Raw genomic sequence first — 16,242 nt, forward strand, 5'->3', positions numbered from 1 at the left:
GATGCGTATCTTCATCAGCTGGCCGGGCTTCGATCGCAACGGCGCGACCACAGGCAGACGCCTTCTGGATGCGGGCCATGAACTGGTGCTCGCGCCGAAGCTTGGCATCCGGACGCCCGACGAGCTGACGCATCTGGCGGCAGGTTGTGCCGGTGCGATCGTCAGCACCGATCCATTCACGGCCGACGTCCTTCGTGCGCTTCCGGATTTGCGGATAATTGCCCGGGTCGGCGTCGGTTTCGATTCGATCGATCGCGCCGTGGCTGACGAACTGGGAATTGCAATTTCAATCACCCCGGGCATGAACGCCGAGACCGTGGCAGACCACACGCTGGCGCTTATCCTTTCCGCCGTACGCAAGACTCCCCAGCAGGACAACTCGGTCAAGGCCGGGCGCTGGGAGCGCGTAGGTCCATTGACGCCAGGTGAACTGCCGGGCAAAACCGTTGGGCTTGTTGGCGCCGGCACCATCGCGCGCGCAGTGGCGCGCAGACTTGCCGGTTTCGGGGTCACCATTTGCTTTTTCGATGCTCTGGTCGATGCGCTTGCCGGCGCCGAAAAAGTCGCCAGTTTCGAAGAGCTTCTGGGTCGTTCCGATATCGTCAGCCTCCATGTTCCGCTGATCGCGCAGACCAATCATCTGATCAATGCAGCCGCGATTGCCCGCATGAAACCTACGGCCATTCTGGTCAACACGTCCCGCGGCCCGGTGGTCGATCAGAAGGCGCTTTTCGAGGCTCTGCGGGAGGGAAGGCTGGGCGGCGCGTGTCTCGACGTTTTCGAAACGGAGCCACCGTGCGCCGATACCCTTCGTGACGTCCCCAATCTGGTCTGTGCAGCGCATATGGGTGGCATCAGCCATGAATCCATAGCGCGCATGACTGGGTCGGCAACACAGTCCGTTCTTGACGTGCTTGCAGGACGAATGCCCGACACGGTCGTCAATCGTGACTCGCTCCGGGGGAGCCAATGAGCGCACATCAGGCCCCTGCGTTTCGCACGCGACTGCGTTCTGGCGCGCCGCTCATCGGTACGTGGATCAAGACGCCCAGCCGCATTGTGGTTGAAGTCCTTTCGAGCTCGACACTGGATGTCCTGTGTCTCGATGCCGAGCACGCACCTTTCGATCGTGGTGACCTGGACGGGTCGATCTTCGCTGCCCGTGCTCTCAGTATGCCAGTTCTTGTCCGTCCCGGCACGGCATCGGCCGACAGCCTGCTGAACTGCCTTGATCTGGGGGCCGTCGGGGTCGTTGCGCCCCATATCCGTACCGGCGAAGAGGCCGATCGGCTGGTCCGTAGCACCCTGTTCGGTCCTGGTGGGCGCGGTTACGCAGGGTCAACGCGTGCGGCAGGCTACACAAGCAAACCGATGGCTGAACACCGGGAGCGCTCCACAGACGACACGGTGATAATCGCCCAGATCGAGGACCGGGAAGCTCTCGACAATCTGTCTGACATCATCCGCATCGAACGCCTGGACTGTCTGTTCATCGGCCGGGTTGATCTCACCATTTCGATGGGAGCTGCTTCCCCCAAAGATCCGCAGGTGTTGGAAGCCGTCGATGAAATCTGCCGGAAGGCTGCCGAAGCCGGAATGCGCACTGGCATGTTCGTCTCGGATCTTTCTGAACTTCCTGGCTGGCTGTCACTGGGGTCCAGCCTCTTCCTGCTGTCGAGCGACCAGACCTTTCTGCAGGAGGGGGCTCGCTCTCTCCGAGCTGCATTCGACATTTCCACCCGCCAAGGCACTGAAACCTCTTTGATGGAACCCAGATCATGAACGTAGCTTTGATAACCGGCGCATCGCGTGGACTGGGTGCCGTCATGGCCCGCTGCATGGCGGCAGATGGCTGGGCAGTGGCAGTCAACTATGCCAGCGACGAAAAAAGCGCCTCACAGGTCGTACGCTCGATCGAGTCGGGTGGGGGCAAGGCATTTGCGGCACGCTTCAGTGTCGTTGATAGAGACCAGCTGCGCGTCGGCCTGGATCAGATACGCGACGCTCTCGGACCGGTCGATCTCATCGTGAACAATGCAACGGGACCGCAGCCGGAAATGCCGCTCATGGAGCAGTCATGGCGGACGTATCTCGACCAGCTCGAGTTCTTCGTCAAGGCGCCGCTTGAACTGCTCCAGCTTATGCTGCCGGACTGGCGCGCCCGCAAGTCCGGCAGGGTGGTCAACATCGGCTCGGAGATTGCCGAGCTTGGTAACCCGAATATCGGCAACTATGCATCGGCAAAGGGAGCAATGCTTTCAATGACGCGCTCCTGGGCCAAAGAGCTCGCCCCGGATGGAATTACTGTGAACCTCGTCGCGCCGGGCTGGATCCCGGTGGAACGCCATGCCGACGTGCCACAGGTCAGTCGCAACTGGTATCTCGACCGCACGCCCCTTGGCCATTTTGGCACTCCCGAGGACATAGCCAACATGGTCGCCTTTCTGGCATCGCCGAAAGCGAGTTTTATCACTGGCCAGAAGTTCGCAGTGAATGGTGGTCGGACGCTTCTGTAGGAACCACGCTCCGGCAACTTTCAGATTACAAGGAGGCATCGAGGCGAAGGTCTGAGATGGTCAAACCATGGAAGTCCGGCGTTGTGGGTGTCGGAACAGTAATTGCCGAATCCAATCATATAGTTGGACTTGGATGCTGAGAATGCGATTCAGGCCATGCTCAACAACTGATTCAAGTGTGGCGCCGGAAGACGCGAGCCCCCCAATCCGTTCGCGCACGCCGACGAATGAGGGCTGGGTTTCACCAGATCCTTCCTGAGGGCGATTTCTCCGGCAACTTCCCCGCTCGTGATGACCTGTCGGTTTCGCAGCCCGGGTCTCGCTCCTTGAGAGTGAAAAATCTGGATGCCCGGGATTCGACCTGGTCTGGCCGACGACACCTAGCACCGCGTGATCCACCCCCATGCCGAAGGCATTCAAGATTGATCGCATGCCTCGCTTTGGCAGTGCGTTGACCATGTCCATCTGCGAATTTCGTTCACAAGTCGTGTTCTGTGCGTGCGGCTAGTGCATCGTTCGTCCCAGCAAGAAGATTGGCATGGCGAAAGAGAGGCGTCGAAGGATGCCAAGGGCACGACCCTGACCGCGCCGGAAACGACTGGGAGAGGTCGTCGGCATCGCCACAACGGGAGGAACCATTGAAATCATATCTGTCACGATTGAGAACACTAACGCATGCCGTCTGTGCACTCGCCGTCGCGAGCGCTTTGCTGGTCCAGACGGCACAGGCCGGCACCTTCATGCCGGCATGCTACAAGCCCGGCCTCGGCAACACCGGCACGATCAAATACGCCAAGAAAGAGGGACCATACCGTGTCGCGCTGGTCAATGGCCATACGGGCATCCCCTGGCGCGAGCAGATGATCAAGAGCGTCAAAGTCTGGGCGGCTGCTCCGGAAAACGCCAAGAACATCACCGAACTCAAGGTCGTCAGCACCGGATCTGACGTGGCTGCGCAGATTGCCGCGATCGACAACTTCATTCAGGCCGGCTACGACGCCATTGCTTTCATTGCTGTCAACCCGACCGCCTTCGACGCCGTCATAAAACGGGCCAAACAGGCGGGAACCGTCCTGGTTTCGTTCGACAATCCCGTCGACAACCCGAGCGTGCTGCGCATAACGCCGGAATGGATCGAGTTCGAAGGCGCAATCAAGGCCCAGTCCGTCGTCAACCAGATGAAGGAACCGAAGGGCAAGATTCTGGAGATCCGCGGCATTCAGGGCAATTCCACGGATCGTGATCGACATTTGGGCGTGCAGAAAGTCCTCGCGAAATATCCGGACATCAAAGTCGTCGAAGTCGTCGGCAATTGGGATACGGGGACGGTCCAGAAAGTGACCGCCGACGCCATTGCGGTTCACGGTTTCTTTGACGCCATCATTTGCCAGCATGGCTGCCGCGGCGTGACCAACGCGATGAAGGCGACTGGCCATCCGCCGGTGCCAGTCGGCGGCGACGCCGAAAACGGCTTCGTCAAGGCGCTGGCGATGAACGACATCCCTGGCATTTCCGTTTCAACGTCGCCCGGCCAGGGTCCCGTCGCCGTTCGCGCTGCCATTGCCTTGATGCAGGGCGAAGAGTTTCCGGCCCTGGTCAACGTTCCGACGCCCTTTGTCGAAACCAAGGACATGAAACCCAATGTCAACTACTTCCCCGACGAGCCCGACACGTTGGAAACTGTGACCGGCTATGCGGTCTGCGGCTCCGACATGGTGTTCACGCCGGCGCAATTGAACGCCCAGTCCGCTGACAACAACTAGTCGCCCCAGCAAAGCGTCCGAACGGACGCTCCTGCACGTCGGCCGAGAGCAGATCCGATAAGCTCTCGGCCAACCGCGATCGAGGGGAGGAGGGAAGATGACCGAAGGTAGTTCCTTCTTGGCGTTGACGGACGTTACCAAGACATACGGCGGCGTCAATGCGCTGAAAAGTGTCTGCTTTGAAGCCAGACGAGGATCCATTCACGCCATCCTTGGCGAGAATGGCGCTGGCAAGAGCACGCTAATGAAAGTCCTTGCCGGTGTCACCCAGCCGGATTCCGGAGCCATTCGCCTGCAGGGCGATAACGTGACATTCGCGAATCCCGCCGATGCCGCGGCCAAGGGCATCGTATGCATCTTCCAGGAGCTTTCCATAATCCCGGATCTGAGCGTCGCCGAGAATATCTGCCTTACCCAACCGCCGAAGACGGCGTTCGGATTGATCGACCGCAAGGCGCAGGATCGTCTTGCCGCCCGGGTACTGAAACAGATGGGCTGCGGGGAGGGCATCGATACGCGCAGCCGCTGCGCTGACCTGCCCTTGTCGAAACGGCAGATCGTCGAAATCGCCAAGGCGATCGTCCGAAAGCCAGACGTCCTCATTCTCGACGAAGCCACCTCCGCGCTGACCGCGTCGGATGTCGGGCCAGTAATGGACCTTTTGCGCCGCATGCGCGACGACGGCGCCTGCATCCTGTTCATCTCCCACCGCATGCATGAAATCGAGGCGCTGGCCGACACCTGTTCGGTCTTCCGCAACGGCGAGCACGTCTCGACCTTTGCCAGCGGCGCCAAGACGCATGACGAGATCATCCAACTGATGATCGGCAAGCCAATCTCGCAGGTCTATCCTGACAAACCAGCCGAGGTGCCGGTGGCGCCGCCTTACCTCGACATCCACGACCTGCGCTGGGGCGACCAGCTCAAAGGCGTCAGCCTGTCACTGCGGCCGGGCGAAATCGTCGGGCTTGGCGGCCTCGACGGGCAGGGCCAGCAGGAGGTGCTGCTGGCCATCGCCGGCGTGCTGCGCGGTACCACCGGCACCATGCGGATCAACGGCCGTCCGGCCGTCCATCGAGGCCCGAAAGGGGGTAAGGGTTCGGACATGCGGATCGCGCTGATCCCCGAGGACAGGAAGACGCAAGGGCTCTTCCTCAGTCTTTCAGTTCGGGACAACCTCACCGTCTCGATGCTCGACCGCCTGAGCCGCTACGCCGTCGTCGACCGTCCAGGCGAAAAAGCGCTGGTCGGCCGCATGATCGATCTGCTCAAGATCAAGGCCGACAGCGCCGATGTCGCGGTCGGCACCCTGTCTGGCGGCAATCAGCAGAAGGTGGTGCTGGCCAAATGGCTGGCGACGGACCCGAAACTGCTGCTGCTGATGGACCCGACCCGCGGCATCGATGTCGGCACCAAGCAGGAAATCTATCGGCTGCTGCGCCGGCTGGCTGGCGACGGCCTCGCAATCCTGTTCCACTCAACCGACTATGACGAGCTGATCGGTCTGTGTGACCGGGCTCTCATCATGTACGACGGCCGGGTCGCCTCGACGCTGAGCGGTCCGTCACTGAACGAGCACAACATCCTGACGAGCGCGCTCAACCTGTCCCATGACAACTCCGGACGGGAAACTGCCGCGCCGAGTGCAGCACTGGCGGAGGGCCTGGCATGACAGCTTTCCTCGACATCCATTTGCGCCGCAACAACCGAGCGCTGCTCGCCTGGCTGGTGCTCGGCGGGTTGCTCGTCTATTTCTTGCACATCCATCCGAGGGGGGGCAGCATTGGCGTCCTTTCGGCATGGGCGAACCAGGGTACGGCGCTCGCCTTCCTGGCTGTCGGCCAGACCATCGTCGTGATGTCGCGCGGCGTCGACCTGTCGATCGGTCCGATCATGGCGCTGACCAATTGTCTGGCCTCGCATCTGGTCAATGGCGGGCCGCTGGAGCTTGCTTTCGGCATTGCCGTCGTGGTCCTCGCCGGCGCCGTGTGCGGTGCGATCAACGGCATCGTCGTCGTCTTCGGCAGGATACAGCCGATCATCGCTACCCTGGCGACAGGGGCCATCTATTCAGGCTTTGCCCTGATCATCAGGCCGATCCCGGGTGGATCGATAGACGAGACACTCAGCGAACTGACGACTGGCGACCTTGCCGGAATCATGCCGAGCTCGATCGTTGTGCTGTTCGCCCTCGTCTGCCTGTTCTGGCTGCCGGTGTCGAAGGCCAGCCTTGGCCGATCGATCGTCGCGGTCGGTTCGTCGGAACAGGCCGCCTATATGTCCGGTCTCAAGGTCGATCGGGCCAAGATCGCCGCCTACACGCTTGGCGGCATCTTCGCCTCATTCAGTGGCCTCTTCATCGGCTTTCAGACACTAAGCGGCGACCCGTCGATCGGGCTATCCTACACACTCAATTCGATCGCCGCGGTGGTGATTGGCGGTACCGCGCTGACCGGCGGTGCCGGCAGCGTACTGGGCTCGATCGCCGGCGCACTGATCCTGCGCACTATCGGCAGCCTGATCTTCTTCACCGGCCTGCCGCCGCTGGCACAACCCCTCTTCGAAGGCACGGTGCTGCTGGTCGCCGTGGCATTCGGCGCTACCAGGCTGCTGCGTATCAACAATCGGCTGGAGGTGTTTCAATGAGAGCCGTGTCGTTCGTCACTTCCTTCGACGGTCCGACCAAAGCGATCGCCGTGGCGATGCTGCTGCTGCTGGCCGTGGGCGGTGCCTACTATCACCAGTTCCTGTCGCCGATGTACCTTATGCAACAGCTGCAAAACGGGGCGTTTCTCGGCATTGTCGCAGCTGGTGCGATGATGGTGATCCTGCTTGGTCACATTGACCTGTCGGTGCCGTGGACAATTACCGCATCTGCCACCTTGGCTACCGCGCTGGTCGGCACCAGCCCGGAAGCTCTCGTCAGCGAGCGAGGCCTGGTTGCCGGCCTCGGCGCCGGGCTGTTGATCGGCCTGATCAACGGGCTGGGCGTCGCCTATCTGCGCATCCCGTCGATGATCTGGACGCTGGTCACCAACAACATCATCTTAGGGGTCTGCGTGTTCTACAGCGGCTTCTACGCACTGCGCAGCCAGCCTTCCCCGGTTATGTCGGCATTGGGAGCCGGCCAACTGTTCGGGATACCCTGCGCCGTCCTCGTCTGGTTTGCGGTCTCGGCGGCAATCGTGTTCCTGCTTCGACGCAGCAGGACGGGCCGCTACATTTACGCGGTCGGCACCCACGAACCGGCCGCCTATCTGTCCGGGATCGATACGCGCAAGGTCATAGTCTTCGCCTTCGTCGTTGCGGGCCTGTGCAGTGCCATCGGCGGGATGCTCCTCACCGGCTATGCCGGCCAATCCTATCAGCGCATGGGCGATCCCTATCTGCTGCCCGGCATCGCCGCGGTGGTTCTCGGCGGCAGCAGCCTGTTCGGTGGCCGGGGATCCTACTCGGGAACCGTCGCTGGCGTCCTGCTGATCACCCTGATCTCGTCGATGCTGTCGATCATGCAGGCGCCCGAAGCTGCGAAGCAGATCTGCTACGGCGTCGTCATCATTCTCATGGTCGGGCTCTACAGCCGGGCAGCGCCGGCCAACTAAATCATTCAGGCAGACAGGATCGGTCGGTATGCAACGAAGTGACGCACAGCGGCATTTGCAGCCGCCGACCAAATGGAGCGATGCGCTCAAGCAGGAGTTCGCCGTCAATCAGCTCAATGGCTGCGTCGGCCAGTCGCTGGTATCGGAGACCACACGGGTTCGCGTCTGGATGATCCGCCTGAAGCCCGGCGAACGGCTGGGCTTCCATCGGCATGTGCTCGACTATTTCTGGACGACGTCCACGGCCGGCAGCTCTCTCTCATCCTTCCACGACGGCCGGGTTGTCGAGACGATCTACCGTCCGGGCGATACCAAGCATTTTCGCTTCGGACCCGGGCAGTTTGCAGTGCACGATCTGAAAAACACCGGGGATGCCGCGCTGGTGTTCACGACGGTCGAATTCATGCAGAGCGCCAATCCGCCGCTGCCGGTGCCCGATCATGTTCGGGTGCGGCCAGGCCGGGTCACCTGGCCTGCGCTGTCCGAATAGCTCACGAGCCGTTACGACGGCTGACCGGTTGTTATGCGGCGTGGAATGCGCTCTGCCAGGAAGTTCACGAAGACGCGGATGCGGTTGGACAGATGCTCGTGGTCGACGAAGATCGCGTGGATGGGTTCGAGGTCGCCGGGGTTGAAGTCCTCAAGAACGGTGACCAGCCGACCCTCGTCGATATCCTTTCCGACATGGAATGACGACAGCCTTGCAATGCCGAGTCCGGCCAGCGCCAGCTGGCGCATGGTCTCGCCATTGTCGGTTCGCATGTTCCCACTGACCGGCAAGCTGAGCAGGGCTGCGGCAGCATTTTGTCTGTCCTGGAACGGCCAGGTATCGAGGTTGCGGCGGATGTTGAAGTTCAGACAGTTGTGCGATGCCAGTTCCTGCGGATGCGACGGGATTCCGTACTTTGCGAAGTAGGTCGGCGACCCGATGACGTGTCGATCGCTTTCCAGCAGCTTGCGGGCCTTGAGCGACGAGTCATGCAGGAGGCCGGTCCGGATGGCGACGTCGGCGCGTTCGTAGATCAGGTCGACCGGAAAATCAGAAAGGGTGAGATCGAGCGTAATGCCGGGATTTTGCGCAAGGAATTCGGGAACAATCGGGATCAGGTAGTGCGTCGCGAATGGAATGTTGGCGTTCACGCGCAGTGGCCCGCGGGGTTCATTGGACCCCGATGCGACGGCGCGCTCGGTCTGCTCGATCTCGCTGACGATGCGCTGAGCCCGGTCGAACAGCATCTCGCCCTCCGGTGTGAGCTGAAGATTGCGCGTCGACCGGATGACCAGAGGAACGCCGAGCCGCTCCTCGATTCTGGTAACCAGCTTGCTGACCGCCGAGGGTGTGATGTGCAGCGCGCGCGCCGCAGCCGAGAAACTGCCCATCTCGACAACCCGGACGAACACTTCCATTTCGGCGCCGCGATTGATCACGTGATCCTCCTCCCGCGCTGGTCCTGGCGACACAAGCCCGCCACTACGCGCCTGATCATAAGGAATCTGCGAGCAATTGTGAAATTGGTTCACAACTGAAATCTGTTTTTCGCAAATTCTGAAAAACACTCTCTTCCGCTACTGAATGATCAAGCCGGTGCGAACCGGAAGATAGCTGGAGGAGGGTGGCATGGACAGAATTCAGGATCTCCATCTGTTTCGCACGGTGGTACGCGCCGGCAGTCTCACTTCTGCCGGCAACCATCTCGGTCTGTCACCTGCTGCCATGAGTGGGCGCTTGAAGGCGTTGGAAGCCCACTATGGTGTCTCCCTGCTGAAACGGTCCACCCGTTCCATGAACCTGACCCCGGAAGGGCGGCTCCTGTTCGAGAATTCAGACCGTGTGATCGAGGAATTCGATACGCTAGAGGCGACGCTGCGCAGCGGCGGCAGCGATCTGCGCGGCTCTATCACGCTGACATGTCCGAGCGATCTGGGCCGGCAGCATGTAGCGGGAATGGTGGATGAGTTTCTCGCAGAAAATCCCGAAATCCAGATGCGCATGTTCCTCACCGACAACGTCCTGGACATCGTCGAGACCGGCTGCGACGTGGCGATCCGCTACGGTAACCTGCCCGACAGCGCGCTGACCACCAGACGGCTCGGACCCAACCGGCGGCTGATCTGCTGCGCGCCCGCTTATGCCGAGCGGCATGGCATGCCGGCCACGCCTCATGATCTTGCGCAGTACAACTGCCTGGCGCTGCTCAGGTCGGATCGCATCATGGATGAGTGGGAATTTATCAAGGATGGCGAGACAATGACCATCCGCATCCAGGGCGACCGGATGTCGAGTGATGGCTTCGCCCTTCGGCAGATGGCGATGGAAGGCGTTGGCCTGGTGCGCAAATCGCTGTGGGATGTTGCCGGTGATCTGAAAAGCGGACGGCTGCTGAGCGTGCTCGACGATTACACACGCAGCCCCTTCGGCTTTCACCTGCTGACCGACCACCGCACGATGATGCCGCGGCGCATCCGCCTGTTCATCGATTTCGCGGTTCGATATTTCAAGCGGCTGAGTGGCGAGTTGGCGGCCTATGTCTAGGTCGCCCCACCCCAGCATCCGCCGTACGGCGGTGGCATCTTTCGGAAATGCCGAAATAGGTCTTTCGCCCTTGGCTGTTTTTCCCATGGGCAAAGACGGGCAACAAGGCGGCGGGCAGAGTGCGTGCAGTCAGCTGCGTTCGGCACGAGCGACCGGGCGGACGTTTGCCGCAGTCAATTTTCTTCAATCAACAGGATGGAGGCCAAGGTCATGGATCTCGGTATAGCTGGAAAAGTGGCACTCGTGACTGGCGGCAGTTCCGGCATCGGACTGGCGATCGCCCAGTCGTTCCACAATGAAGGGGTGACCGTCGTCATCAACGGCCGTGATGCGGCGAAGCTGGAGGCGGCCGTCACCCAGATCGGACCCAACTGCCGCGGCGTCGTCGCCGATCTCACGACGGCGGAGGGTGCGGCCAAACTCTATGCCTTTGCACGCCAGTCCGGTCCGATCGCGTTCCTCGTCAACAATATCGGTCGCTTCGACGTCGAGGATTTCTTCACCATCTCTGACGAGCGCTGGCTCGAATACTTCGAGTTCAACGTCATGACCGGCATCCGCATCACCCGGCCGGTCCTGAAGGAGATGCTCGACAACAATGACGGCAGCATCGTCTTCATCTCGAGTGAAGCGGCAGTGCGTTCAATCCCGTTCATGGTCCATTATTCCCTGACCAAGACCGCGCAGCTCGGCCTGTCGCGGGCGCTTGCCGAGATGACGCGGGGCACCCGCGTCCGCGTAAACGCCTACATGCCGGGACCGACGGCGACGGATTCGGTCAAGGACTACTTCCACGGAATAGCCGCCGATCGGGGGATCTCGTTCGACGAGGTACTGCGAGGATTTTTCAAGGACGACCAGCCCGGATCGCTCATCCAGAAGCTGATCGATCCAGAAATGCACGGACGGGCAGTCGTGCAGATGGCAGCCAACTGGGCGATGAATGGGACCATGCAGCGCGCCGACGGCGGCGCTGTCCACTCGATCCTTTGAGCGCCGGGAAAGCACGCGCCCGATCTGCCGCGATGATCGGCCGCCGACATCATCCGCATTGACACGGGGGCACAGCTGTTTGGAAACGCAGCCGGCTGCCGCTCCTCGACACTCAAGCCTAACATTTCATCGATCGCCATGGGCCGCATCGCGCCGGGTGGACGACAGCATCAGGGAGATCCCAATGTATAAAAAGCGCGCCTTAGTCGTCGGTGTTACCGGCATCGTCGGATTGAATGTCGCCGAGTATCTTGCCGAGCAAGGTGGCTGGGAGATCAGTGGGATCTCCCGGCGGCGGCCGCTTGGTGCGAGTTACGTGAACACGATCGCCCTCGACGTCCTCGATCGCGAGAAGACGGTCCAGAGCTTGGCGCATCTCCAGCCGACCCATATCTTCTACTGCACCTGGACCCGGGGCGCCGACGAAGACGAGAACATCCGGCTGAATGGCGCCATGCTCGGCAATGTGCTGGATGCCTTCAAGGGCAAGAGCTGCGTCGAACATGTCGCGGTGGTGACCGGCACCAAGCACTATCTCGGCCCGTTCGAACACTATGCCAAGAGCACGCCCGTGACGCCGTTCCGCGAAGAGCAGCCGCGCCTGCCGCACAAGAACTTCTACTATGCGCTGGAGGACATCGTCATGGGGGCGGCGGCGGAACGCGGCTTCGGCTGGAGCGTGCATCGCTCGCATACGATTATCGGCTATGCCGTCGGCAACCTGATGAATATCGGCGCCACGCTGGCGACGCATGCGTCGATCTGCAAGGCAACCGGACAGCCGTTCTTCTTTCCCGGCCATCCCGCGGCCTATCAGGGGTTGAATGACATCACCGACGCGCGTCTGTTGGCCCGGCAGATCGTCTGGGCCTCTACCGAACCGAATGCCGGCAATGAAGCCTACAACGCCGCCAATGGCGACGTCTTCCGGTGGAGCCGGCTGTGGAACGTCATCGCCGACTATTTCGGCATCGAGGCCGCGCCTTACCCCGACAGGCAGGTCAAGCTTGAGGACCAGATGAAGGACTCGGGCCCGGCTTGGGATGGGCTGGTCGCCCAACACGGTCTGCAGCCGAACAGGCTTGGCATGCTGGCCTCTCCGTGGCACACCGACCTCGACCTCGGCCGGCCTATGGAATGTGTCAACAGCATGGAGAAGAGCCGCCGTTTCGGCTTCCTCGACTATCAGGACACCGACCGATCGTTCATCGACGTCTTCGATCGCTTGCGGCGCGAACGCGTCATTCCATGACGCGGCTGCGGATTTGCTTGAGGCGGCGCTGGTCGACAGCGCCGCTTTTCCTTGCGAACAGGCGAGATGCTGGTTAGGTGATCTTGTCGGGCCTGAATCGGGCCGCCGCCTCGGCCGATGCCGGCGTTACTCGAAGGGGCGGGCGCCCAGCATGTGGGCGATGCGGTCGAGGGTCCGCTTCGATGCATGCATCCGCCGGCACTTCACTTCCCTGACGCCAGGGACCTCCAACAGGAAGGTGCGGATAGGCCCTGCATAGGTCATGGCGATGTTGGGGCATGCCTCGCAGGCACCGGTCAGCTCGACGGTGACGACGCCATTCTCGATATCGACGATTTCGATGTTGCCGCCATGGCCGAGTACCAGCGGGCGGATGCCGGCGAGCGCCCGTTCGAGTCCGTCCGCGTTGATCTGCGGGTCACCGGCGGTCATGCAGCGAGCCCCAGCTCGGCCCGTTTGCGGTTGAGATCAATGCCGAGGCCATTGGCGAAGTTGATCCCGAAGACCTTTTCCTTGATCTCCCTGGTAAGCTGTGGATAGCCGTATTTGTCCTGCAGTTCGTCCGGCATCTCCATCGTCGCCCAGGCATCGATGTAGGGCTGGATGTGGGGCCAGATGAACGCCTCCGAACCGTAACAAATGCGGTCGCTGCCGACGAAAAGCAGCGCCTCGCCGAGCCTGTGCAGCATTTTGTGCGGCTGCAGGAAGTACTGATTGAACCACAACGGCAGGATCAGATAGACGTTTTCGAACCGGCTGGCGATCGAGATGGTTTCGGCAACATGGGGATCGCCCAGGTGGTGGATGCCGAAATTGAGTTCCGGAAAATCGGCCGCCGCATACTGGATGTCGTTCGGCATAAAGGCTTCGACCGGTCCGAGCTCGAGCGGAAAGCCCTTGTGGAACTGAACCATCTTGATGCCGAGCTCGATGGCCTTCTCCCATAGCGGATAGGCAACGTCGCGATCGTCGGCGCGCCACTGACAGCCACGCATCTGGTACTGATAGAATTTCATGCTGACGGCACCCCATTCCTTCACCTGGCGTTCCATCTCGGCAAGTGCGTAGTCCAGCCCCTGGTAAGCGGGGTCGACGCCGCCCGTAAGAAGGATGCGGGACGGGTTGGATTTGGCCAGTTCGTAGCTCAGTTCGACGGGACCGAGGCCGGCCTTCCAATGGGCGAAGAGCGGCACCGAACACGCCATGGCGAGATCGGTGTCGGACTTCTCGAAGAGGGCGGCGTTCGCCCAGTCGAGGTCCGGTGGTGACGAGAAGCCGGGATTGGCCTCCGGGCCGCGTCGCGCGGTGAGGTCGATGAAGCCCTTCAACTGTTCGCGCAGCACGCGCACGCGGCGCCCGTCGCTGCCGGGCTTGATCTGCCTGTCGGTGAAGTCCTGGCAATGGACCGCTGCGTCGAAGACAAACATTCCGTCCTTCATGATTTCCTCCGCTTTGCATGGCCGATCGTGCCGCCACAGCAAATTGCAGCGGCAAACGGATCGCCTGATGCTCGTCTCTAGCACGCCAATCGGACTCGGATTTTTCAGCATTTCCGCAGTCAGTTTTCAGAATGAATTGCCAACGAAATGACCGCTGGACGGTTAGAAAACGACACAAAGCCGAAGGTGAGATCGGCGTTCGCGTGGAGGACAAAAAGCGTGCTGGGGAAGCAGAAGAACAGGACACCGAACAGTTCGCCGCCCGCCGGTCGCGCTGAATTCGCACCGAACGAGGTGGAACTGGCCATGCTGAAGGAGAAAGCACTGTTCTCCCGTCTGGAGGCGATCCGGCTGATCGAGATCGCCAAGGTCGGCCACTATACCTCGGCCTTTTCGGCCGCCGAGCTGTTCGCCTCGCTCTATTATGGCGTCATGCGCCTGAAGCCCGGTGAGCCGAACTGGGCCGAGCGCGATCGTTTCATGATGGGCAAGGGCCACGCGGCGGTTGGGCTCTTCCCGATCCTTGCCGATCTTGGCTTCTTTCCGACGGAAATCCTCGATGGCTACACGCGCCTCGGCAATCCGCTCGGCGACCATCCCGACATGCGCAAGGTGCCCGGCATTGATTTCAGTTCCGGTTCCATCGGCCATGCGCTGTCGGCCGGCTGCGGCATGGCGCTGGCCGGCCGCATTCTCGGCAAGGACTTCCATACTTTCGTGATGATCGGTGACGGCGAGCTGCAGGAAGGCCAGGTCTGGGAGGCGGCCCTGTTCGGCGCCCACAACAGGCTGAACCGTCTGATAGGAATCATCGACCGTAATGGCTACCAGCTCGACGGCGCCGTCGACGACATCATCACCGTCGGGCCGATCGTCGACAAATGGCGGAGCTTCGGCTGGGAAACCCACGTCGTCGACGGCCATGACGTTGGTGCGGTGACGACGCTGCTGCGCTCACTCAAGGCCGACACGGCGCGCGACCGCCCGGTCATGGTCGTGGCCGAGACGGTGAAGGGCAAGGGCGTCTCCTACATGGAGACCGAACCGGGCTGGCATCTCGGCTATCTCGATCCGGTCGACGCCGAAAGGGCGATCGCCGAGATCAAGGCAATGGAGATACGGTGATGAACCGGCCGCTATCCGAAAAGTCCTGGCAGTATCGCCAGCTGAATGCCCAGACGCCGGGCCTCGACGCGTTATCCGACGCGCTGCTCGAGCTGGTCCGGACTGGCGAGCCGGTGGTCGCCGGAACCGCCGATCTGCAATATTCGAACGGTCTGGCGAAATTCGCGCGGGGATGCCCGGAGCGCTTCGTCCAGTTTGGTATTTCCGAGCAGAACATGGTGTCGGCAGCGGCCGGCATGGCTGCTGTCGGGCTCAAGCCCTATGTCGCGACATTCGCTTCCTTTCTGGCGCTTTTGTGCTGCGAACAGATTCGCATGGACGTTGCCTACTCCGCTCTGCCGGTCCGGTTGATCGGTCATCATGCAGGCATCTCGCTCGGCTTCTACGGCACCTCGCATCACGCCACCGAAGACCTCGCCATCGCCCGCTCGATAGCCGGTCTGACCGTGGTGGCTCCCGCCGATGGCGCCCAGCTTGCCTCGGTGATCGCAGCATCAGCCAACTATGCAGAGCCGATCTATATCCGCACCCAGCGCGGGCGCGACCCGGTGGTCTACGAGGCTGGCAAACCTTTCGTCTTCGGCAAGGCAATCAAGCATCTCGATGGCAAGGACCTGGTCATCATCGCATGCGGCTCGACGGTGCATCCGGCGCTTCAGGCGGCCAAAGCCCTGAACGCCAAAGGTCACAGCGTCGGCCTGCTTGATATGGCGACGGTCAAGCCGATCGACAGCGAGGCCATTCTCGAGGCGGCCACGAACGCCAGGATGGTGCTCACAGTGGAAGAGCACAATGTTCTGGGTGGTCTCGGCGGCGCCGTTGCCGAGGTGATCGCCGGGGAAGGGCTTCCGGTGAAGCTGCGCCGCCACGGCATCCACGACGAATACAGCCTGATCGCGCCGCCGACCCATCTCTATGCGCATTACAAGCTGGACAGCGCCGGTATCGGAGAAATCGCGGCAGGTTTGCTCGCTTGAGCAGGGACTGGCGCAGCAACGAGTTGAACCTCTGGGAGGACA

16 protein-coding genes are annotated in these 16,242 nt (G+C 61.5%); 13 read left to right on the plus strand and 3 right to left on the minus strand.

Annotation, left to right across the window (positions count from 1 at the left end; translation table 11 throughout):
- The first annotated feature begins 1 nt into the window (after nt 1).
- The 8 genes from AC0NID_RS14870 to AC0NID_RS14905 all read left to right on the plus strand — a co-directional run bounded on the left by AC0NID_RS14870 (nt 2) and on the right by AC0NID_RS14905 (nt 8,371).
- Nucleotides 2–973, plus strand: coding sequence for a phosphoglycerate dehydrogenase (locus tag AC0NID_RS14870; protein ID WP_473458079.1), 972 nt, complete (start codon nt 2–4; stop codon nt 971–973).
- Nucleotides 970–1,782, plus strand: coding sequence for an HpcH/HpaI aldolase family protein (locus AC0NID_RS14875; RefSeq protein WP_473458080.1), 813 nt, complete (start codon nt 970–972; stop codon nt 1,780–1,782). The genes AC0NID_RS14870 and AC0NID_RS14875 overlap by 4 nt, the downstream gene beginning before the upstream one ends.
- A 56-nt stretch (nt 1,783–1,838) precedes the next feature.
- A complete protein-coding gene (locus AC0NID_RS14880) occupies nt 1,839–2,516 on the plus strand; it encodes an SDR family oxidoreductase (RefSeq protein WP_474033446.1) in 678 nt (225 codons plus the stop codon).
- Between the two features lie 638 nt (nt 2,517–3,154).
- Nucleotides 3,155–4,279 (plus strand): sugar ABC transporter substrate-binding protein, encoded by a 1,125-nt coding sequence (locus AC0NID_RS14885; protein WP_473458082.1) that lies wholly within the window; start codon nt 3,155–3,157, stop codon nt 4,277–4,279.
- Between the two features lie 97 nt (nt 4,280–4,376).
- Nucleotides 4,377–5,951: a sugar ABC transporter ATP-binding protein gene (locus AC0NID_RS14890; protein WP_473458083.1), complete on the plus strand. Its 1,575-nt coding sequence runs from the start codon at nt 4,377–4,379 to the stop codon at nt 5,949–5,951.
- A complete protein-coding gene (locus AC0NID_RS14895) occupies nt 5,948–6,925 on the plus strand; it encodes an ABC transporter permease (RefSeq protein ID WP_473458084.1) in 978 nt (325 codons plus the stop codon). Before AC0NID_RS14890 ends, AC0NID_RS14895 begins: the two co-directional genes overlap by 4 nt.
- Entirely contained in the window at nt 6,922–7,881 is a 960-nt protein-coding gene (locus AC0NID_RS14900) for an ABC transporter permease (protein WP_473458085.1), read from the plus strand. The genes AC0NID_RS14895 and AC0NID_RS14900 overlap by 4 nt, the downstream gene beginning before the upstream one ends.
- Before the next feature lie 28 nt (nt 7,882–7,909).
- Entirely contained in the window at nt 7,910–8,371 is a 462-nt protein-coding gene (locus AC0NID_RS14905; protein WP_473458086.1) for a cupin domain-containing protein, read from the plus strand.
- 11 nt (nt 8,372–8,382) lie between these two features.
- Here the strand turns inward: AC0NID_RS14905 and AC0NID_RS14910 are convergent, their stop codons facing one another.
- Complete coding sequence (locus AC0NID_RS14910; protein WP_473458087.1) at nt 8,383–9,309, minus strand: LysR family transcriptional regulator; 927 nt, start codon at nt 9,307–9,309, stop codon at nt 8,383–8,385.
- Nucleotides 9,310–9,499: 190 nt separating this feature from the next.
- Between AC0NID_RS14910 and AC0NID_RS14915 the strand changes: the two genes are divergently transcribed.
- The 3 genes from AC0NID_RS14915 to AC0NID_RS14925 all read left to right on the plus strand — a co-directional run bounded on the left by AC0NID_RS14915 (nt 9,500) and on the right by AC0NID_RS14925 (nt 12,659).
- Nucleotides 9,500–10,414, plus strand: coding sequence for a LysR family transcriptional regulator (locus AC0NID_RS14915; RefSeq protein WP_292159407.1), 915 nt, complete (start codon nt 9,500–9,502; stop codon nt 10,412–10,414).
- Nucleotides 10,415–10,624: 210 nt separating this feature from the next.
- The gene (locus AC0NID_RS14920; protein ID WP_473458088.1) at nt 10,625–11,407 is read left to right on the plus strand and encodes an SDR family NAD(P)-dependent oxidoreductase; all 783 of its coding nucleotides are present in this window, start codon (nt 10,625–10,627) and stop codon (nt 11,405–11,407) included.
- Between the two features lie 184 nt (nt 11,408–11,591).
- A complete protein-coding gene (locus AC0NID_RS14925; protein ID WP_292159411.1) occupies nt 11,592–12,659 on the plus strand; it encodes an SDR family oxidoreductase in 1,068 nt (355 codons plus the stop codon).
- 126 nt (nt 12,660–12,785) lie between these two features.
- On the opposite strand, the gene AC0NID_RS14930 is transcribed toward AC0NID_RS14925, so the two are convergent.
- Both AC0NID_RS14930 and AC0NID_RS14935 read right to left on the minus strand, forming a co-directional pair.
- Complete coding sequence (locus tag AC0NID_RS14930; RefSeq protein ID WP_473458089.1) at nt 12,786–13,091, minus strand: NifU family protein; 306 nt, start codon at nt 13,089–13,091, stop codon at nt 12,786–12,788.
- Complete coding sequence (locus tag AC0NID_RS14935; protein WP_473458090.1) at nt 13,088–14,098, minus strand: amidohydrolase family protein; 1,011 nt, start codon at nt 14,096–14,098, stop codon at nt 13,088–13,090. The genes AC0NID_RS14930 and AC0NID_RS14935 overlap by 4 nt, the downstream gene beginning before the upstream one ends.
- A gap of 219 nt (nt 14,099–14,317) precedes the next feature.
- On the opposite strand from AC0NID_RS14935, the gene AC0NID_RS14940 reads away from it, so the two are divergent.
- Both AC0NID_RS14940 and AC0NID_RS14945 read left to right on the plus strand, forming a co-directional pair.
- Nucleotides 14,318–15,223 (plus strand): transketolase, encoded by a 906-nt coding sequence (locus AC0NID_RS14940; RefSeq protein ID WP_473458091.1) that lies wholly within the window; start codon nt 14,318–14,320, stop codon nt 15,221–15,223.
- On the plus strand, nt 15,223–16,200 hold the full coding sequence (locus AC0NID_RS14945) for a transketolase family protein (RefSeq protein ID WP_473458092.1): 978 nt from the start codon (nt 15,223–15,225) through the stop codon (nt 16,198–16,200). Before AC0NID_RS14940 ends, AC0NID_RS14945 begins: the two co-directional genes overlap by 1 nt.
- The last annotated feature ends 42 nt before the right edge of the window (nt 16,201–16,242 follow it).

This window comes from Mesorhizobium sp. WSM4821 (assembly GCF_055901555.1).